Below are 18862 nucleotides of genomic sequence, written 5' to 3'. Positions count from 1 at the left end.
ATAAGTTAAACAAACAATTTCTTTCTTAGCCTGACGGCTATGGGCTTCTAGCCCGACTAGATACGTTCGTCATTAATATTATCATTGAGCTTACAAGCCCAACCTACTTAAAATAGCTAGATTAAGTGATTTAAGCATTAAACTCTTCATATGCTTCCAAAGCCTCAGCAGCATACATTAAAGAAGGTCCACCACCCATATACACCGCCATCGCTAACGTTTCCATTAACTCTTCGCGAGTAGCTTTCAACTTGATCAACGCTTGCGAGTGAAAACCAATGCATCCTGGACAATGATTTGCTACAGCCAGAGCCATGGCAATAAGTTCTTTCGTTTTTTTATCTAATGCACCATCTTTGGTTGCCGCTTGCGAGAGTGCAGAAAAACCTGCCATCACCTCTGGCATTTCTTTTCGCATTTTTGCTAATTGGGCACTGATTCCTTTTGTTACCTCATTGAATTTATTTGACATGGTTTTGCTCCTTTTATTAATGGCATGAGTCGTCGCGTGATTTTATATCATGCTTATGGTTCAGGAACAATGAGTACTAAAAGAAGAGGAACACTAGGACGTATCTTATTCACCCGCCTGACGACATTCATTTTTAGCGTTTTCCTGGCAAGCTTGTCTGCAGTCAATATCATCTTGGTGTTTGCATTTTTCAATACATGGATTCAGGATTTTTTGTACGCATGCTTCCTGGTCATATTGTTGAGACTGTATTTCTTCTTCTGAAGGTTCTGTCGCATAAACAGGGAACAAAACAAGGAGTAGCAGCATAGTATTAATCAATTTGTGCATAGTAAATATTCCTTATTGGTTATGAACAACAGTATTGGTCTTTGCTTTTTCTTCTGATTCACCACTCAAAGCGAACTAATTTTGAACATTGCAAGGTCAGCCCAAAGTCTTTCTACAATAGGACCATAAACAGGTTTCTGCAAGCGAATCGCGGATAATGTAATGAGACGCTCATCGAAATGATTCCCTATTAGCCTCTGTAGCGCTCCTCGGGTCAGCTCTTTAGCAACCAAATGTTCGGGTAAGCGCCCCCAGCCTAATCCCGCAAGAATGATGTGTTTCTTAGCCACGACATCACTTACCGTCCAATGACGACAGTGCTCAATAACCCCAAATGAAAAATTTGTCTTTGAGGAATCACGTAAGATCACTTGCATGCATTCGCTTAAGCTATCTAAATCAGCCAACTGTTCTTTGTGCCGCAAGATAAATTCTGGGGTTGCAACAGCAAGCATACGTTCATTGCGCAAAGGGAGAACTTCGATAGCCTGATGACTCATCAAATTTTCGCTGATAATAATATCGGCATCATGCTCAACCAATCGTTCACAGGCCCCACCCAACGATTCAGTAAGGAAATGGAAATGCGTTTGCGGATATTGACTAAGCCAGGTAGTAAATAAAGGCTTTAACGTGATCAGCGGATAAAATACATCAATCGCTATGGTAATATCACTTTCCATTTCAGCCTGCAAATTATCGGCAAATTCATTCAAATGTTGCCAGTGCCCGACTAATACCTTGGCGCGTTGATAAAATTTATCACCTTTATTGGTCAACTGGGGTCGATACGTGCTGCGATCAAATAATGGGAAACCCAGTTGCCCTTCTAGTTTTTTAATGGCATTCGTTACCGCGGGCTGTGTTTTGTACAGTTTGTGAGCAGCCGCATTGAAACCACCGCTTTCCACAACAAATGTAAACATTCGTAGGGCGTCAAAATCAATCATTATAAAAAAATATTATTAAATTTATAAAAACTTAATATTATCAATTTATTAAAAAAATACCTAGGCTAACTGCAGAGAAATGACCAAGGACTCTCTATGGACACAACCATCATCGACAAGGCACAAAAAATTCTTGCGTTACTCTTTACGAATGTTCGTCAGGCAGAAAGTAATAGACTTTTTTCAACTCACGTTCATGGTTTTCCCTGCAGCCATTGCCAACAGCCCCATCTTAAACGACTGCTTAATCTAATCGAGAAGAAGGAAATGATTACGCTTATTCTGCCAGCTTTCCCGGCTAAATCAGCCAATCGACAAAAAACACTTTCCTCAGACCCCGATCTTGGGGAAATAATGAGCTTAAATCGTCTAAATGAGTTATGTCGATCCATTAATCAATTGCATCAAACTGGAGTAAAACTGATTATTTGCTCAGATGGCAGAGTCTTTAATGATTTGGTGTTAGTCAGTGATGAGGAGGTCAATCGTTATCAGCAGGGGATTAAACAGATCATTGCACAACAAAAACTGCGTTTTCTGGCAGTTTTTTCTCTGGATGACGTTTACGAGACACAAAATTATCAACTGATGCGCAACCAATTGATGGCTGCCTACGGCGAGTCTTTATCTTCACTAAAACAGCGCCTCATCCTAGATAATCATGCCCTTTATCAATTTAACGGCATTCATCGTTTCGTTGTTGAAGATCAGCTCGCTTTAAATGAGCATTTATCGAAAAATCAAATCAGAAGACTAGCCAAAGAAACAGCTTATGAAGTGGTTAGACGCTCCAATGCTTGGTCTCGCTTACTGGCAGAACACTTTCCTGCTGCACTTCGTCTATCCATTCATCCACAACCCTGCGGATCTGACAAACTTGGCATCCAGTTTTTGCCGGCTGCAAATCGTTGGGCAACCCCATGGCACAATGTTCTGCTTAAAAAAGGCGATTCCTGGGAATTAATCAAACGTAAAGAAGCTGAGCGATTGGGAGCGAAACTCAACCATGATCATTACGTTTTGGAAGGATTAAATGGCTAAGTTAACACACTTTGCACCTTATGTGGTGCATACAGCAGATCATTTTGATTTAACCCATTGGCAATTAAAGATCATCCTTGAGTTGACTGCCAAACACAAGGTAGTCCTACTAAGAGGTTTTGCAGCGATGAGTCGCGACGACTTATTAGCCTATTGCCAATCACAGGCACAATTACTGTTCTGGGATTTTGGCCCAGTGATGGAAATGAAAGTAGACAAAAACAGTAAGAATTATTTATTTACTGAGAGTGATGTCCCCCTGCATTGGGATGGAGCCTTTCATCAAGAACCACGTTTTTTATTTTTCCATTGTATTGAGGCACCTCTAGCAACGATGGGTGGAGAAACCTTATTTGTCAATACGGAAATGGTTTGGGAAAAAGCCAGTGACCAGCAGCAAAAAAAATGGCTTAACTATCGCCTGCAATTTACCACAGAAAAGCTTGCTCATTATGGTGGCAATATTCAGCGTGATCTAGTGACAAAGCACCCGCAAACTGGACGCACTATTTTGCGCTTTGCCGAACCTGTTGGGGAAGATTATTTAAACCCGGTTTCGGTCAGGGTCTTGAATAAAGAACCGCGGGAATCTCTAGACATTTTGGCTGAGCTTAGTCAATGCATGCGCAATGAAAACAATTGTTACCTGCATCAATGGCAGCAAGGTGATTACTTGTTCGCTGATAATTTTTCATTACTCCATGGACGCAACGCATTTAAACAGCAAAGCCCTCGTCACTTAAGAAGGATCCAAATTCTATGAAAAAGACCTATACCTTGATGCAGTTAAAACAGACATCCACACCTGCCGAATTCAGTCAGCATTTGCGTGAAATGGGGGAACTCTATTGGTGGGAACCAGGAAAATTTTGGGTGGTTACTTCATATGATTTGGCTAAAGCGGTTTTGACTAGTGAAGATTATAGTTGCGATCGAACCCCCTTCTTCATCTCACGCATGCCAGAGATGAATTTATCGCTGATAGAAGATTTTTTTAAAGTGGTCAGCAAAATGATGGTCATGAGTGATGCACCCCTTCATGTCAGTAGAAGACGAATTTGCTACCATGGATTTACTTCACAATGCATAGATCAGTTAAAGCCTCTAATTCAAAAAACGGTCGCCCAATCTTTAGCTCCATTAAAGAATAATGCCCCTTATGATTTTGTGAAAGAATTGGCACAAACCATCCCTTCAACCACTTTAGCAGAACTTTTTGCTATCCCTGAAAACGAACGGCTCGATTTCTATCATTGGTCAAATAACATGACACAATTTTTCGGCGGCTCAACGAGTTACTATGATGCCGATGGAATCAAAGTCAACCACAGTGCTAAACAACTCTATCAATATTTTGCTGACCTGATTGCAGTACGCCGCAAAACGCCAGGAAAGGATTTTTTAAGCACCCTTTTAGCTCATCAAACCCATTTTGGTTTAACTGATGAGGAGATTATTTCTCAAGCAGTGATGATGTTAGTCGCAGGACAAGTAACTACCACGGATCAAATGTGCAACAATTTATATCTTCTTTTAAGCATGCCAGGGTTATGGCATGAAATAAGGCAAAATCCAGGACAACTTGATGATTACTTAGAAGAATGTAATCGCTTGGATCCAGCAGTAACCTTCATTTTTCGCGTTACAAAAAGAGATACGATACTAGGTACAGAAGAAATTCCCAAAGGGGCTGTCATTTTTATCTCTACTCACGCCATTAATCGCGATCCTGCTTATTTCCCTGAACCAGATAAGGCGAATGTTAGTAGGAGAAAAAATCAGCACTTCAGTTATGGTTATGGTAGTCATTTTTGTTTGGGGGCTAAGTTAGCGCGTGTTGAAATGCATGAAGTCTTTGAAGTAATGCTGCAACAATTCTCTGAACTCAATTTTTCCAAGCGTATCCCACCTATTAGAAAACATCATAGTCTTTCTTTTTCGGGTTTCGAGCAGTTAGGGTTAATGAGACAGTAGGGAGTTTTTTAAGATTTCATGTAATTACTCGTTCACTCCCGACTTCCCGCGGCTTGATCGCGGGAAGTCGGCGACATAGATAGGGACAAGCAGCTACGATTTCCTACTATAAAGCCCAATCAATTCACTACTCTCAAGGACATGATTTTGCATGGCTTTTAACACATCCTGCTTATTAGCGGATGAGGTTAACGTCAAGACAGTATCTAGGGCATATAATTTGAAGAAATAACGATGGGTTCCACTTGGAGGACAAGGTCCACCGTAACCTACTTTTCCCCAACTGTTTTTACCACTTTCAGCACCTGCTGGTAGTCCTGATCCATTCAGTTGTTTAACATCAGCGGGTATATTAAATAACACCCAATGTACCCATGTTCCAGCAGGTGCATCGGGATCATCAACAATTAAAACATAAGATTTTGTTTGCACTGGCGCATCTTTCCATAGCAGAGGAGGCGAACTATCAGCACCATCACAAGTATATTGCACAGGTATAAATCCATTATTTGCAAAAGCCGGACTTTCGATTGATAAACCCATTAGCTTTATCTCCCTATATTAAAATCTCTATATGAATACTTCCTGTAAAAAATTGGTCATTGCTTGTAGGGCACGGCGTTCTGCTTTAGCGTTATAAACCGTTCCCAGTTGGGTATCATGGGCATGTGGATTAGCAAAAGCGTGTTGTGTATGCCCATACATGTGTACTTGCCAATCAACGTTGGCCTCTGTCATTTCGCGACAAAATTCTTGTACTTGCTCAGGCTTCACCATGGGATCATCATAGCCGTGTAAAGCTAATACTTTTGCATGAATGGTTTTGTTGGGAATATCTTGAGGCTTATTCAATAAACCGTGGAAACTCACTACTCCTCGCAGATCGGCGCCACTACGTGCCAAATCTAAAGCGCAGAGCCCACCAAAACAAAAACCAATGACTGCGATTTTATTCATATCGACTTCAGACATCCCTATCAAAGCATCGTAGGCTGCGCGGATGCGGGCGCGAAGTAATAACCGATCATTCACAAGAGGCTCCATGAGCGCCATTTTTTCATGGGTACTGGCTCCCTGGCGACCCTGTCCATACATATCAAGTGCAAAACCGAGATATCCCATCTCAGCCAACATTTGTGCTTTTTCACAAGCGAAATCATTACGCCCAGACCAATCATGAGCAACTAAAACCGCGGGTCTTGGCTGATCACTTTTTTCATCATAAGCTAAAAATCCATGTAACTCTTGTTCACCATGGTGATATAAATAGTTTGATGTATCCATAGACTAAATCCTTGCAGCTATAATTGCTTTAGTCTAATTTGATATTTATAAAAGTCTAGTGGCATTTTTTACTTTAATGAAGAAATCAAACTTGTTTCCAGGACAAAGCTATGTTTCTTAATGGCAACAAATAGGGGTAAAAGCTATGGTTGCAGACAGTTTGACACTATTTAAAGACTTGGTGCACGCGCAATTATGTTATCAGCTATTTATTACCCCCATTCATCTACCTATCGAGAAAGAATACCGTGATTTTGCCCGTCAGGCCTGTCAGTTTTTCTTAGAAGCGCGTACTGAAGTCACTCATTGTGATACGCCACGACATCATGTTATTCATCATTTTGCATCACTAAGACAGCAAGAGTCTAAAAAAGTGTTAATAACTCACGGTTGGATGTCACGAGCAGCTTATATGATGCGTTTGATCAATGCTCTTAGACAGCGCTTTGACGTTTATGCTCTGGATTTCCCAGCACACGGAGAAGCCAAAGGGGTGCAGCTAACCTGGACAGACGCAGTTTTGCTGCTTAATCAAGTAATCAACAAATTAGGACCTTTTTATGCAGTCATTGGTCACTCTTTTGGTGGATCCATGCTTCTAAATACCTTGAATCTTGCCAATCAATTTCCTCAATGGCGAATTGATACAGAACCGGAGCGTGTGGTTTTGATAGCATCTCCCACTCGCATGCGTACCCCTGTGGGCAAATTAGCAAGGAAACTACGATTAAGTCGCCAAGGCTTCCTATTTTTACGTGATTTATTTCAACAAAATGCAGCCGCTGATATAAGAAATCTTGATTTTCATCATTTTATTAGTCGCTCACAGACCCCCGTTTTGTGCATTCATGGGGAAAACGATGAGTCCATTATGCCATCGGAATCAAGATTGTTCTGTGAGCAATATCCTCATGGTTATTTAGCAATGCTTCCAGATGCCGATCACGTTAGTGTTTTATTGGATCAGCGGGTGGAAAAAACAGTCTCTCAGTTTTTATTCTAGGTCTGTTGACATTTCGCTAGCTGAGCCAAGATAGTAGAAATCTAATCTAATGTTTGACGATAACGTTTAAAACCGATCACCATAACGACCAGTGTAAACATAATAATTGGGATCACTTCTCGCCAAACATCAAGCAGGCCATTTCCTTTGAGCAAAATACCACGAACAATTATCAGGAAATGCGTCAAAGGGAGAACATTCCCTATCCATTGCGCCCAATCTGGCATTCCACGGAAAGGAAACATAAAACCAGATAATAAAATAGAAGGTAAGAAGAAAAAGAATGCGCCTTGCACAGCCTGCAATTGATTTGTGGCAAGTGTTGAAAAGGTCAAACCTACAGATAAATTGGCGGCAATGAAGGGTAAGCAAAGAGTAAATAAGAGGAAAATACTACCCTGCATCGGCACCCCAAAGACAAATTTTGCCATCAATAAAATTAAGGTTACTTGGGTATAACCTACAATGATATAGGGGATAATTTTGCCTAACATCACCTCCAGAGGCTTTACTGGCGTCGCCAATAAATTTTCCATCGTGCCTCTTTCAAATTCCCGGGTGAGAACCAAGGCCGTAATAATCACCATCGTCATGGTTAAGACTACCCCTAGTAAACCAGGCACGATGTTGTAGGACGTTATTGCAAGCGGGTTATAAATAGCATGAATGATAGGCCGATAGGGAGTGGCACTCCCAGACAAATTTTTTAGAGGGCCTACTAATTCCTCCTTGAGCACAGAAGAAGCAAGCTCCTGGAACACAGAAAGCGCTCGGCTGGTAGCAGCTGGATCAGTAGCATCTGCCTCCAGGAGCAAGGTGGGCTTTAACCCTTTAACTAGATCACGAGAAAAGTTGATCGGAAAGCTTACTACAAATTGCACTTTGCCTCTCTTGAGTAAATCCCTTGCCTGCGCTTCGGTTGTTGTCGGTTCTAGGAAGTGAAAATACGTGGAATTCTCCATAGCACTTAAGATCCGACGACTAAACGAGCTATGATCCGAGTTAATGATTGCTGTCGGCAAATGTCGTGGATTCGTGTTAATAGCAAAACCAAATAAGATCAATTGAATAAGAGGAATACCGATTATCATTGCAAACGTAGCTTTATCTCGACGCATTTGAATAAATTCTTTGGCAATGACAGCATTCAATCGTGGAAAGGAGAAAATTTTCAACCGATTTCCCCCTCCGATTTCTTTACAAGACTAATAAAAGCGTCTTCTAAGGTAGGTTCTATTGCTTGGCAAATGAGAGATTTATTTTTGACTAATACCTTTAACTCTGACTCTACCAAGCGTTGATCATAGCCTGAAATATGAATCTTATTCCCGAACAGTGCAGCCTGAGTGACTCCTTTTAATTCCTTTATTTGTTGTAATAAAGTGGTGGTCACATCACCTGTAATTTCCCAGGTGTATAAGTTTGTTTTGGCAATGACATCTTTAATAGACCCAGAAACCAACAGATCCCCATAGGCAAGATAGGCTAAATTGGTACAACGCTCTGCCTCATCCATATAATGAGTAGAAACCAACGTTGTGATTCCCTGTTCACTTAATCCATGAATCTTATCCCAAAACTCCCGTCGAGCAATCGGGTCCACACCCGCAGTTGGTTCATCTAAGAGTAATAGGTCTGGCTGATGTAATAAACAGGCCGCCAGCGCAACACGCTGTTTCCAACCACCAGAAAGTTGTCCTGTCAGTTGCCTTCGTCGATGAACCAAACCCAAATCTTCCAATGCACTGTGCACACGTGCTTTTCTGTTATCAACGTTATAAACCCGAGCAATAAAGTTTAGGTTTTCCTCAATGCTCAAGTCCGTGTAGAAACTAAACTTTTGTGTCATATAACCCACGTGCAGCTTTATTTTTTCTGATTCCGTAAGAATGTTGTACCCCAAGCAGGTGCCCTCACCTGCATCTGGAGTCAAAAGCCCACATAACATGCGAATAGTAGTCGTCTTGCCACTACCATTCGGACCTAAAAAACCAAAGACCTCTCCTTTCTTAACACACAAGGCAATATCATTAACGGCGACCTTGCCGTCAAAGGACTTACGTAAGTTGTGAACGTCAATTACAGCATGACTCATGGCAAAATTACCGTTACAGGTTGGCCAGGTTTAAATTTATCAGGTTGTTCGATTCGCGCCTTTATCCTGAAAACCAATTTATCATCATTTTCTCGGCTATAAACGAGGGGCGGAACATATTCTGCTTCAGGAGAAATATAGGTAATGATGGCGGTGCCAGAATAAGAACAACCATAGCAATCAAACTGGATTTTTTGGCCTCGATGCAATTGGGGCAAAACATCAACGGGCACAAAGAACTCGATCCTTATATTCTCTGGTGGCAATAAAGATAAAACGGGTTGCTGTGATCCGACGAATTCACCGACACGATAATACGTATCATAAATGTAGCCATCTGCAGGGGCATAAATTTTCTTTTGTGCCAGTTGCCATTTCGACTCATTCACTTTAGCAGCAAGTGAAATTACTTCAGCTTGTTGCGCTTTGATTTGCTCATCACGGCTTCCAAGTCTTGCTAACTCTAGATTTGATTCGTATTGCGCTTTAAGATGTTGTTGTTCTTTGTAATTTGCTATTGCGGCATCGAGTGAATCCTTGTCTATCGCTTGTTTGTTATAAAGTTCTTGCATGCGATGAACTCTAATCTGTGCGAGCTTCAACCTGGCATCCGTTTGTTCTATTTGTGCCTTAATTGCCGCAATCTCAGGGTTACGACGCGGCTTTTCTAAATCATTCAGTAATTTTTGAGCCTCCAGCAATCTTGCTTCATCTTGTCTAACAATGAGTACTTGGGGATTCGGATCAAGTTGAAATAACGCTTGTCCTTTTTTTACTTGCTCGCCGCGATGTACAAACAATTGCGTCAAATCCCCCGAATTAGGGGATGCTAGATAAACGTTTTCTCCTTCAACATAGCCTTGATAATGGCGCCCCTTCCAGTTATCACAAGCAGTAATAAAGAGAGACCATAGGGTAACGAGCAGCAATCCCTTCATGATATAAATAAATTCTTTGATATAAAGTTAAGTAACGTGAGTTCGACATGAAAGGCATAAAATGCCTTTTGTGTCGCTAAACGAACGTTATCCCGTAAAATGCGTAGCATTTATACGGGATCTAGTTCTATATCTAAGTATAATGAAAGGCCCCAACTATTTCAGCTATTGTCGATCTAAAGTATTACTCCAATACCATTTTCAATGGTACAGTCAATAAAGTTTAATTTGGGATTGAAACGATGAAATTTGACTTGCTCGTTTTAGGCGGTGGTAGTGGTGGCATTGCCAGCGCGGTGCGTGCTGCTCGTCATGGGGCTAATGTCGCCGTTATTGAAGAAAAACATTTAGGAGGCACTTGTGTAAATCTTGGTTGTGTCCCCAAAAAAGTGATGTTTAATGCCTCTGCGGTTGCTGAAATATTGGCTAAGTCTCCTGACTATGGTTTTCGCCCAGTAGATATTGCATTGGATTGGCCTGTGCTGGTTGGCCGTCGTAACACCTATATTGAAAGATTACGTGAAATCTATGCGAAGCGTTTTGATGAATACAAGATGACCTATCTACATGGTACAGGCATTTTTGTGGATGCTAAAACGGTTGATGTTGGTGGAACGCATTACCAGGCGGATCATATCATTATCGCGACTGGAAGCGAGCCACTGCTTCCAAATGATCTGTTAGGTATCGAATATGTTATCGACTCTGATGGCTTTTTCTCTCTCGCTGCAAGACCCAATAGGATCGCAATCATTGGCAGTGGGTATATTGGCGTTGAATTAGCAGGTGTATTGCATAACTTGGGAGCCGAAACACATCTTCTTATTCGTGGTGCTCGTCCCTTGACTCGCTTCGACTCCATGTTAGGTGATACCCTTCTAGAAATCATGCAACAACAAGGAATTAAAGCTCATCTCAATCACCAAGCCCATAGCATTATCTTACAGCAAGACAATCGTAAAACGATTAAATGTAAAGACGGTTCCATTCTTTCTGATTTCGATACGGTGATTGCAGCTGTAGGACGATCTCCGCGCACCTTTGATTTAAATTTGGACGCTATCGGAGTGGCGAAGAGCAAAAGAGGGTTGATAACAGTTGATAAGTATCAAAACACCTCCATTCCAGGCATTTACGCCATTGGTGACGTCACCGATGCACCAGCACTAACTCCAGTTGCAATAGCCGCTGGGCGCAGGCTTTCTGATCGTCTTTTTGGCGGGCAAGCAGATGCTCATTTGAATTATGAGAACATTTGCTCTGTCATTTTTAGTCATCCACCCATAGGATCTGTCGGTTTAAGCGAAGAAGAAGCGATTGCTAAATTTGGTGAAAATGAAATTAAAGTATACCGAACACGATTTAATCCAATGTTTGATGCACTTAGTGAAGAGAAAACACCAACAGCAATGAAACTCGTAACGGTAGGCAAAGACGAAAAAATCATTGGCCTGCATGTGATTGGTTATGGTGCCGATGAAATGCTACAGGGTTTTGGTGTTGCTGTTAAAATGGGCGCCTGTAAGCGTGATTTTGATAACACAGTTGCCATTCATCCGACCAGTGCTGAAGAATTTGTAACCATGGTATAACTATGCATAACATACGCACATTTGAGGATAAACACCCCACCATTGGTGAACGTGTTTATATTGATCCACAAGCAACTGTCATCGGAGATGTCAAACTAGGACAAGACGTGTCTGTTTGGCCCACAGCCGTGATTCGAGGTGATGTAAATGCGATCTCGATAGGCGAAGCCTGCAATATTCAGGATGGAGCCATCTTGCATGTGACCCATGATGGTCCTTATACACCAGGCGGTGAGCCGCTTATTCTTGGAAAAGGAATAACCGTTGGTCATAGGGCGATTTTGCATGCTTGTCATATAGAAGATTACTGTTTGATTGGTATCAATACAGTTGTTTTGGATAAAGTTTACGTTGAACATCACGTTATGATAGCCGCAGGCAGCTTAATCCCTCCAGGAAAACATCTGCAGAGCGGTTATCTATATCTTGGCAATCCAGCGCGTGCAATCAGACCACTAACTGAGGAAGAGTTAGCTCACTTAGAATATTCTGCGCAACATTATGTGAGACTTAAAAATAAATATTTATAACAAGATCTAGGGACGTTCTCTATCGGGATGGCAAGCAATGGACTATCTTAGAATTTATGAGCAAAACTGCAATATCAATTGATTGATCTTCTGTGATTGTTCTATTGGACTTGAATGAGCGCCGGGAATCAACGTGAACGTGGCATCGGGCAGCATCTTAGCCAGTTCCTCGCTTTCTGTCGGTAAAGTAATGATATCTTCTTCGGCTGCAATAACGAGGGATGATGAATTAATTTCTTTAAGCCAGGGCCCTGGAATCAAAAGATAACAAGGCTTTAAATTGACGCGCTTGATCAGCGATCGAATGATTTTCTTAAAGTCAAAATAACGAAATTTCAATATACTATTTTTTGTTATTATAGTCACAGATTTATAATCCCTAGTTGAAACGTTATCATTGCCATTTGAGATATTTGGGAACGGTTGATTAGGATGAAAATGAGATTACACATCACTACTATGATAGCTATAGCTTGTTTCATTGCAGAACCAATCATGGCCAGGGAATGTAACTTACCAAACGAATGGCAAAGATTATGTCCTATTTTACAAACTAGAGTGGCTCAAAAGACTCATAAAATGAAATTACAGGAATCGGAAGCGCAATCATTAGAACATTATTTACAAACCGTGCATTTTAATTTTTTGTACTTGTCTCAATTACAAATCCTAATGCCCAAAACCACAACCGAATTACTCATTGCAACTTATAGGAGGGGTTTAAATAAGAATGAAGCTGAAAAAATGGCAGATTATTTAATGGAACAAGTTAAATTTTATAAATTTAAAAATCTCTCTGCTTTTGATAACAATACCTCCCATATCATAGGACGTGAATGGTATGAAATTGACTATTCGGGCGAAAACATGACTTGGCAAAAACAAAAGCAAAAATACGCTCCTTATGGAATATCTAATTTTAAGTCCTTGGAATGCCTTAAAAAATTCTTCCCAGTGGAATCAAAGCTTCCTTATTTCAATAAAATATACCAACCAATGAATTCACGGTGAATATAGAGACTACAGAAATGATTATCCCTTTAATTCCATCAAAATAACGTCAACGTGGGATTGATCTGCCTCTTTATCTTCTAAATAAACTTCGGCTAAAGAAGTAATACCGTCAACGACTCGTTGGACATCGCCTTTGGTAAATACATTGTAAGAATCAGTCATGTATTTTGAATAAAGCATAGCTAACGGGAAAACCACAGAGCTTAAGACCTGCCATAAAGAGTCACAAAAATATTGTAATGTGTCGAAAAAGAAGGCAGGACTACCGCAGTATTCAGAAAAAGAACACCAGTAAGTGATAGAACAAAATGCACCAACAAGCAACATCATTGGGGCATGGACAAGTCCTACGAGACCCCTAAAAAAATTGACTAATAAATTACCGCCCATAATAAATCCCACCCCAATGGTTATAGGATCTGCACTAATTACACTAGGAACGGTAAGGGTGCGACCTTTTATATCCTTGGCAGCTTTAATAATTTTCTGATAATCGGGAGATGGATTATTTAATTCAGCAACAATAAAACGTGCTTGTTTTAGAAGCCCACTGTAATACCAATATTGCCCGGCGGCATTGATCTCTACCCAAATGGGGTGTCCATTAGAGAATGGTTCATCCATACGCCAAGAGAAGTGTTCTTTCGAGCGCCAAATTCCTGGAGTAGCAAAAAGTTTTTCTTTATCGATATCTGTTGCTAGATGATGATTATATCGAATAGAGTCAGCTGAAGGCACAACATTAAGATAATGCGTCCACCGTTCCCGGCAAAGTTCCTCAAGTACGGACTCCAAGTGCATAGTGATACGTTTGATTTTAGGCTGCTTAAAAAACATGGGTTATCTAGCAGAACAACAATTTGGCATTTTACTATAAGTACAGATTGAAAAGTATAGAGCAGCTAATACAATTCATGTTACATCTGATAAACAAATATTCCATCTAGAATTTCATATACTCAAAGATCGAACTCACATTCTACTAAATGAATCATTTTTGTCTTCCGAATCCACTTATGGCCAAGCCACACAACCAGAAAAAGCGGCAAACCTATATATGAGATAAGCAAACCATACCAATCAATATGTTGACTCATAAAAGCGGCATAGTTCTGACCACCGATAATCATTAGACATAGTCCCAATGCACATAGGGAAGTATAAGGGTAACCTTTGGCCACGTAAGGGAGTTTACTGAGATCCTTTCCTTGGTGAACATAGGCCTTACGAAAGCGATAGTGGCTAACAGCGATGCCCATCCAGGCTATGAAACCTGAAAGACTTCCTGCATTTAGTAGCCAAAAATAAACCAATCCATTGCCGAATAAGGAAGATAAAAACGCCAACATGGCTACACAGCTCGTTGCCACCAAAGCATAGAGCGGTACGCCTCGTTTGTTCACTTTAGAAAAAATCCGCGGCGCATGCCTTTCTTTCGCCATATGCCAAAGCATTCTGCTTGCCACATAAAGACCAGAATTGGCTGTTGACAGGATAGCGATAAGGATCACAATGTTCATGAATGTAGCTGCCGAAGCTTGGTTATATTGTTTAAACACGAGGGTGAAAGGACTCATGATTACATCGGCGTGCATCAATTGCGTTGAGGTATAAGGAATTAAAAGACTAATGACAAAGAGAGATAAAATAAAAAATAATAAGATTCGCCAAAACACCAATTTGACTGCTTGCGCAACATGTTTACTCGGATCCTGGCTTTCACCGGCGGCAATACCAAGTAATTCTGTTCCCTGAAATGAAAAACCAGCGACCATAAAGGCGCTGATGATACCAACCCAACCACCATGAAAGGGCGCATCTCCAATTGTCCAGTATTGAAAGCCTACTGGCTGGTAATTGGTTGCTCCTAAAATCATGGCAGAGCCAGCAATAATGAAAAGAATGATTACCGATACTTTCAAAAATGAAAGCCAATACTCAGCTTCACCAAAAACTCGAGTCGATATAGCGTTAAAGCCGACAGTAAAGATTAAAAATGCTGCACACCAAATCAGTGGCGAACTTCCAGGAAACCAGAACTGCATCACTAAAGAGGAGGCTGCGATTTCGGAGGCGATCGTGATGGCCCAACTGTACCAATAGTTCCATGCCAGGGCATAACCTAAGGATGGATCGACAAACTTTGCAGCATACACCGAGAAAGAGCCAGACGTGGGCATAAATGCCGCCATTTCACCTAGACCACTCATCAGTGCATAAACCAAAAGCCCCATAATAAAATAAGCAAGCATGGTCCCACCAGGACCTGCTATAGATAGTGCATTACCACTTCCTAAAAAGATACCCGTGCCTATCGAGCCCCCAAGGGTGATCATACTTAGCATGCGTGCATTAAGCTTGCGCTGTAATGAACGTTCTTGAGGCTCCTCCTTCATATCCAGTCATCCTTGATTCATTAAATGATTACTACTTAATCATTAAGGAATTCACACAATAGGCGCTGGAAATGATGCGTCCCCTGTTCTTTTGTTGGTGAGAATCGACCAGTGTCATAAAATCGGGAGCGGATCCCCTTTTGAACAGACTCTACAACAGCTTCATCTTCACGTTCGACCTTATCAAGCTCACCTCCAGCGCCTTTCCCCAATTTAGTTGGGTCAAGCACGTAAGGCAAAAATGTAACCTTGGTTAAATCAGGTGCAAGTGGTTTTACCACATTAACTGAACATCCCCAAGGATAGAAATTGAGCATGGTGTTTGGGAATATCCAGTAATAATAAGCCGCCACCCGTTTTCCATAATCCATGGCATCTTTAGGCAGTTCAAAGCTTTCTTCTCCATCATTGGCTAGAGCTAACTGTAAATTACAATAGCGATAACGCTCGGTAGTATAAGTGCCGCAATCGATAACTTTTCTTAATGAATGATGCACAAAAGGGATATGTAAAGCTTCCAAGTAATTTTCGCAATATAAAGCCCAGTGAGCTTTTACCAGATAATCCCGCGAACGATTGACATCCAAGCGCATGTCCTTCATAGGAAACCAAAAAAGGCGTTCCTTGATATCTGCAAATACCTCCTGGAAAGACATGCGAGGAGATAAAGATGCAAAAATAAACGGCTCTAAACAATCGAAAGGCACTTGGGAAAGATTATCCTTCGAGGTAGGGAAATCTTTCGTTTTTTCAAACTCAGGCATATGCTGCAACTCACCACAGAGATTGAATCTGCGACCATGATATGTACATCTTATTTTTTGTGCTGTACAGGGGGCATCAACCAGAATATTGCCTCGGTGTGTGCAAACATTACTTAAACAGTGTAAAGTCTCTAGTTCATCACGAACAAATAGTAAAGGCTCATCCAGTAAACCTGGAAGTAAGGTAAAAGGAACAAGTTGTCCACTTAATTTCAAAGCTTCTGTACTTAAACAGAATTGCCATGTTTTAGCGAATATCTTTTCTTTTGATTGTTCAAACCAATCTGGAGAGGTATAGAAATGTGTTGGGAGGGTCGATGCTTTCTCAATATCAGGGTCAACATAAAACGTTTCCATGGGTACTTCCTTATGCTAAATCAATCAACTCGATCCAAAGTTCAAGCTCCATATTTCTACCTAAGCTTTCTATCTAAGAAAGATAAAAAAAAAAGCGGCACGAGGGCCGCTAGTAAAAAGCCCTGGCGATGACCTACTTTCACATGAGGAAACCTCACACTATCATCGGCGCTGGTCTGTTTCACTACTGAGTTCGAGATGGAGTCAGGTGGTTCCAAACCGCTATGGTCGCCAGGAAAAACGGTATTCTGCTGGTTTAATCACCAGTCAGGTTGGTAAAGATAATATTCGGTAACACAAGCTTTTCTTCTGTCTTTTATTGTTTGGCCATACACCCAAAGCAATTCAGGTTATATGGTCAAGACAATCAGCCAATTAGTACGAGTTAGCTTCACACATTACTGTGCTTCCACACCTCGCCTATCAACGTCGTCGTCTTCAACGGGCTTCAGGGGAAAACTCATCTTGAGGGAGGCTTCCCGCTTAGATGCTTTCAGCGGTTATCCCGTCCGAACTTAGCTACCCGGCAATGCAACTGGCGTCACAACCGGTACACCAGAGGTTCGTCCACTCCGGTCCTCTCGTACTAGGAGCAGCTCCTCTCAATTTTCCTACGCCCACGGCAGATAGGGACCGAACTGTCTCACGACGTTCTAAACCCAGCTCGCGTACCACTTTAAATGGCGAACAGCCATACCCTTGGGACCTGCTTCAGCCCCAGGATGTGATGAGCCGACATCGAGGTGCCAAACACCGCCGTCGATATGAACTCTTGGGCGGTATCAGCCTGTTATCCCCGGAGTACCTTTTATCCGTTGAGCGATGGCCCTTCCATTCAGAACCACCGGATCACTAAGACCTACTTTCGTACCTGCTCGACCCGTCAGTCTCGCAGTCAAGCACCCTTTTGCCTTTACACTCTTGGTACGATGTCCGACCGTACCGAGGGTACCTTTGTGCTCCTCCGTTACTCTTTGGGAGGAGACCGCCCCAGTCAAACTACCCACCATACACTGTCCTCATCCAGGATTACTGGACCAAGTTAGAACCTCAATAATAACAGGGTGGTATTTCAAGGTCGGCTCCATGCGAACTAGCGTCCGCACTTCTTAGCCTCCCACCTATCCTACACAGTCATCATCAAAGTCCAGTGCAAAGCTGTAGTAAAGGTTCACGGGGTCTTTCCGTCTAGCCGCGGGTACACTGCATCTTCACAGCGATTTCAATTTCACTGAGTCTCGGGTGGAGACAGCGTGGCCATCGTTACGCCATTCGTGCAGGTCGGAACTTACCCGACAAGGAATTTCGCTACCTTAGGACCGTTATAGTTACGGCCGCCGTTTACCGGGGCTTCGATCAAGAGCTTCTCCGAAGATAACCCCATCAATTAACCTTCCGGCACCGGGCAGGCGTCACACCCTATACGTCTTCTTTCGAATTGGCAGAGTGCTGTGTTTTTAATAAACAGTCGCAGCCACCTGGTCTCTGCGGCCTTCTTCAGCTCATTGCGCAGGCAACTCACCAAAAAAGGCGTACCTTCTCCCGAAGTTACGGTACCATTTTGCCTAGTTCCTTCACCCGAGTTCTCTCATGCGCCTTAGTATTCTCTACTTGTCTACCTGTGTCGGTTTGCGGTACGGTTCTCTATAAGTTATGGCTAGCAGCTTTTCCTGGAAGCAGGGCATCAATGACTTCTCTGCACCCCGAAGGGTCAGAACCACTCAGCACCTCAGCGTTAACAAGAAACCGGATTTGCCAGGTCTCTCCGCCTACATGCCAGTACCGGGACAACCACCGCCCGGCTCACCTAGCCTTCTTCGTCCCCACATCACCACTTATAGAAAGTCCAGGAATATTAACCTGGTTCCCATCAGCTACGCTCTTCAGCCTCACCTTAGGAGCCGACTCACCCTGCTCCGATTAACGTCGTGCAGGAATCCTCAGACTTCCGGCGAGAGGGTTTTTCACCCCCTTTATCGTTACTCATGTCAGCATTCGCACTTCTGATACCTCCAGCAAACTTCTCAATCTGCCTTCATCAGCCTACAGAACGCTCCCCTACCACGTGTATCTCTACACATCCGCAGCTTCGGTGGATGGTTTTAGCCCCGTTACATCTTCC

At 42.1% G+C, this 18862-nt stretch carries 19 protein-coding genes and 2 rRNA genes (1 of these 21 running past the window's edge); 7 read left to right on the top strand and 14 right to left on the bottom strand.

All coding sequences use genetic code 11. The features are described 5' to 3' along the window. Positions 1 to 130: 130 nt before the first annotated feature. From CKV79_RS01895 to CKV79_RS01885, 3 genes are all read right to left on the bottom strand, one after another. The gene (locus CKV79_RS01895; RefSeq protein WP_028374138.1) at positions 131 to 472 is read right to left on the bottom strand and encodes a carboxymuconolactone decarboxylase family protein; all 342 of its coding nucleotides are present in this window, start codon (positions 470 to 472) and stop codon (positions 131 to 133) included. Between the two features lie 105 nt (positions 473 to 577). Continuing rightward, positions 578 to 802, bottom strand: coding sequence for a hypothetical protein (locus tag CKV79_RS01890; protein WP_028374137.1), 225 nt, complete (start codon positions 800 to 802; stop codon positions 578 to 580). A 65-nt stretch (positions 803 to 867) separates the two neighbouring features. Further along, positions 868 to 1728, bottom strand: coding sequence for a LysR family transcriptional regulator (locus CKV79_RS01885; RefSeq protein ID WP_231950171.1), 861 nt, complete (start codon positions 1726 to 1728; stop codon positions 868 to 870). A 120-nt stretch (positions 1729 to 1848) separates the two neighbouring features. Here CKV79_RS01885 and CKV79_RS01880 point away from each other — a divergent pair, with 120 nt between their 5' ends. Genes CKV79_RS01880 through CKV79_RS01870 form a run of 3 tightly spaced genes read left to right on the top strand, consistent with a single transcriptional unit; the run spans position 1849 to position 4767 of the window. Continuing rightward, positions 1849 to 2793: an isocyanide synthase family protein gene (locus CKV79_RS01880; RefSeq protein ID WP_051546259.1), complete on the top strand. Its 945-nt coding sequence runs from the start codon at positions 1849 to 1851 to the stop codon at positions 2791 to 2793. Beyond that, positions 2786 to 3556, top strand: coding sequence for a TauD/TfdA dioxygenase family protein (locus tag CKV79_RS01875; RefSeq protein WP_028374135.1), 771 nt, complete (start codon positions 2786 to 2788; stop codon positions 3554 to 3556). Before CKV79_RS01880 ends, CKV79_RS01875 begins: the two co-directional genes overlap by 8 nt. Next, a complete protein-coding gene (locus CKV79_RS01870) occupies positions 3553 to 4767 on the top strand; it encodes a cytochrome P450 (RefSeq protein WP_028374134.1) in 1215 nt (404 codons plus the stop codon). Before CKV79_RS01875 ends, CKV79_RS01870 begins: the two co-directional genes overlap by 4 nt. A gap of 93 nt (positions 4768 to 4860) precedes the next feature. Here the strand turns inward: CKV79_RS01870 and CKV79_RS01865 are convergent, their stop codons facing one another. Together CKV79_RS01865 and CKV79_RS01860 are read right to left on the bottom strand one after the other, a co-directional pair. Further along, positions 4861 to 5310, bottom strand: coding sequence for a YbhB/YbcL family Raf kinase inhibitor-like protein (locus CKV79_RS01865; RefSeq protein ID WP_028374133.1), 450 nt, complete (start codon positions 5308 to 5310; stop codon positions 4861 to 4863). A gap of 27 nt (positions 5311 to 5337) precedes the next feature. Further along, positions 5338 to 6051, bottom strand: a complete 714-nt coding sequence (locus tag CKV79_RS01860; protein WP_028374132.1) for a dienelactone hydrolase family protein — start codon at positions 6049 to 6051, stop codon at positions 5338 to 5340. Between the two features lie 145 nt (positions 6052 to 6196). On the opposite strand from CKV79_RS01860, the gene CKV79_RS01855 reads away from it, so the two are divergent. Beyond that, positions 6197 to 7054 carry an alpha/beta fold hydrolase gene (locus CKV79_RS01855; protein WP_028374131.1) on the top strand — a complete coding sequence of 286 codons (858 nt, stop codon included), beginning with the start codon at positions 6197 to 6199 and terminating at the stop codon, positions 7052 to 7054. Between the two features lie 41 nt (positions 7055 to 7095). Here the strand turns inward: CKV79_RS01855 and CKV79_RS01850 are convergent, their stop codons facing one another. The 3 genes from CKV79_RS01850 to CKV79_RS01840 are packed head-to-tail and all read right to left on the bottom strand — an operon-like array spanning position 7096 to position 10087. Next, a complete protein-coding gene (locus CKV79_RS01850) occupies positions 7096 to 8229 on the bottom strand; it encodes an ABC transporter permease (RefSeq protein WP_035916114.1) in 1134 nt (377 codons plus the stop codon). Further along, on the bottom strand, positions 8226 to 9149 hold the full coding sequence (locus tag CKV79_RS01845; protein ID WP_028374129.1) for an ABC transporter ATP-binding protein: 924 nt from the start codon (positions 9147 to 9149) through the stop codon (positions 8226 to 8228). Before CKV79_RS01845 ends, CKV79_RS01850 begins: the two co-directional genes overlap by 4 nt. Further along, positions 9146 to 10087 carry an HlyD family secretion protein gene (locus CKV79_RS01840; protein WP_081778122.1) on the bottom strand — a complete coding sequence of 314 codons (942 nt, stop codon included), beginning with the start codon at positions 10085 to 10087 and terminating at the stop codon, positions 9146 to 9148. Before CKV79_RS01840 ends, CKV79_RS01845 begins: the two co-directional genes overlap by 4 nt. 233 nt (positions 10088 to 10320) lie before the next feature. Between CKV79_RS01840 and gorA the strand changes: the two genes are divergently transcribed. Further along, the gene (gene gorA / locus CKV79_RS01835) at positions 10321 to 11679 is read left to right on the top strand and encodes a glutathione-disulfide reductase (RefSeq protein ID WP_028374127.1); all 1359 of its coding nucleotides are present in this window, start codon (positions 10321 to 10323) and stop codon (positions 11677 to 11679) included. Between the two features lie 2 nt (positions 11680 to 11681). Next, a complete protein-coding gene (locus CKV79_RS01830) occupies positions 11682 to 12209 on the top strand; it encodes a gamma carbonic anhydrase family protein (RefSeq protein ID WP_028374126.1) in 528 nt (175 codons plus the stop codon). A 54-nt stretch (positions 12210 to 12263) separates the two neighbouring features. On the opposite strand, the gene CKV79_RS01825 is transcribed toward CKV79_RS01830, so the two are convergent. After that, a complete protein-coding gene (locus tag CKV79_RS01825) occupies positions 12264 to 12575 on the bottom strand; it encodes an alpha/beta fold hydrolase (RefSeq protein WP_028374125.1) in 312 nt (103 codons plus the stop codon). 72 nt (positions 12576 to 12647) lie between these two features. Between CKV79_RS01825 and CKV79_RS01820 the strand changes: the two genes are divergently transcribed. Continuing rightward, on the top strand, positions 12648 to 13220 hold the full coding sequence (locus CKV79_RS01820) for a profilin (protein ID WP_058387154.1): 573 nt from the start codon (positions 12648 to 12650) through the stop codon (positions 13218 to 13220). A 21-nt stretch (positions 13221 to 13241) separates the two neighbouring features. On the opposite strand, the gene CKV79_RS01815 is transcribed toward CKV79_RS01820, so the two are convergent. The 5 genes from CKV79_RS01815 to CKV79_RS01795 form a co-directional block, all read right to left on the bottom strand. Further along, positions 13242 to 14060 carry a hypothetical protein gene (locus CKV79_RS01815; protein ID WP_028374123.1) on the bottom strand — a complete coding sequence of 273 codons (819 nt, stop codon included), beginning with the start codon at positions 14058 to 14060 and terminating at the stop codon, positions 13242 to 13244. Between the two features lie 122 nt (positions 14061 to 14182). Beyond that, positions 14183 to 15619: an amino acid permease gene (locus CKV79_RS01810; protein ID WP_028374122.1), complete on the bottom strand. Its 1437-nt coding sequence runs from the start codon at positions 15617 to 15619 to the stop codon at positions 14183 to 14185. A 35-nt stretch (positions 15620 to 15654) separates the two neighbouring features. After that, the gene (locus CKV79_RS01805) at positions 15655 to 16740 is read right to left on the bottom strand and encodes an SRPBCC family protein (RefSeq protein ID WP_028374121.1); all 1086 of its coding nucleotides are present in this window, start codon (positions 16738 to 16740) and stop codon (positions 15655 to 15657) included. 120 nt (positions 16741 to 16860) lie between these two features. Continuing rightward, positions 16861 to 16976, bottom strand: a 5S ribosomal RNA gene (gene rrf, locus CKV79_RS01800). Between the two features lie 118 nt (positions 16977 to 17094). Next, a 23S ribosomal RNA gene (locus tag CKV79_RS01795) occupies positions 17095 to 18862 on the bottom strand; it runs 1125 nt beyond the window's last position.

This window comes from Legionella lansingensis, assembly GCF_900187355.1.
GTDB classification, from domain to species: domain Bacteria; phylum Pseudomonadota; class Gammaproteobacteria; order Legionellales; family Legionellaceae; genus Tatlockia; species Tatlockia lansingensis.
This window is presented reverse-complemented; position numbering and strand designations above follow the sequence as displayed.

Excerpts from the sequence above, each read along its gene's own strand:
- CKV79_RS01895 (WP_028374138.1), bottom strand. The coding sequence starts at position 472 with ATGTCAAATAAATTCAATGAGGTAACAAAAGGAATCAGTGCCCAATTA.
- CKV79_RS01890 (WP_028374137.1), bottom strand. The coding sequence starts at position 802 with ATGCACAAATTGATTAATACTATGCTGCTACTCCTTGTTTTGTTCCCT.
- CKV79_RS01885 (WP_231950171.1), bottom strand. The coding sequence starts at position 1,728 with ATGTTTACATTTGTTGTGGAAAGCGGTGGTTTCAATGCGGCTGCTCAC.
- CKV79_RS01880 (WP_051546259.1), top strand. The coding sequence starts at position 1,849 with ATGGACACAACCATCATCGACAAGGCACAAAAAATTCTTGCGTTACTC.
- CKV79_RS01875 (WP_028374135.1), top strand. The coding sequence starts at position 2,786 with ATGGCTAAGTTAACACACTTTGCACCTTATGTGGTGCATACAGCAGAT.
- CKV79_RS01870 (WP_028374134.1), top strand. The coding sequence starts at position 3,553 with ATGAAAAAGACCTATACCTTGATGCAGTTAAAACAGACATCCACACCT.
- CKV79_RS01865 (WP_028374133.1), bottom strand. The coding sequence starts at position 5,310 with ATGGGTTTATCAATCGAAAGTCCGGCTTTTGCAAATAATGGATTTATA.
- CKV79_RS01860 (WP_028374132.1), bottom strand. The coding sequence starts at position 6,051 with ATGGATACATCAAACTATTTATATCACCATGGTGAACAAGAGTTACAT.
- CKV79_RS01855 (WP_028374131.1), top strand. The coding sequence starts at position 6,197 with ATGGTTGCAGACAGTTTGACACTATTTAAAGACTTGGTGCACGCGCAA.
- CKV79_RS01845 (WP_028374129.1), bottom strand. The coding sequence starts at position 9,149 with ATGAGTCATGCTGTAATTGACGTTCACAACTTACGTAAGTCCTTTGAC.
- CKV79_RS01840 (WP_081778122.1), bottom strand. The coding sequence starts at position 10,087 with ATGAAGGGATTGCTGCTCGTTACCCTATGGTCTCTCTTTATTACTGCT.
- CKV79_RS01830 (WP_028374126.1), top strand. The coding sequence starts at position 11,682 with ATGCATAACATACGCACATTTGAGGATAAACACCCCACCATTGGTGAA.
- CKV79_RS01820 (WP_058387154.1), top strand. The coding sequence starts at position 12,648 with ATGAGATTACACATCACTACTATGATAGCTATAGCTTGTTTCATTGCA.
- CKV79_RS01815 (WP_028374123.1), bottom strand. The coding sequence starts at position 14,060 with ATGTTTTTTAAGCAGCCTAAAATCAAACGTATCACTATGCACTTGGAG.
- CKV79_RS01810 (WP_028374122.1), bottom strand. The coding sequence starts at position 15,619 with ATGAAGGAGGAGCCTCAAGAACGTTCATTACAGCGCAAGCTTAATGCA.
- CKV79_RS01805 (WP_028374121.1), bottom strand. The coding sequence starts at position 16,740 with ATGGAAACGTTTTATGTTGACCCTGATATTGAGAAAGCATCGACCCTC.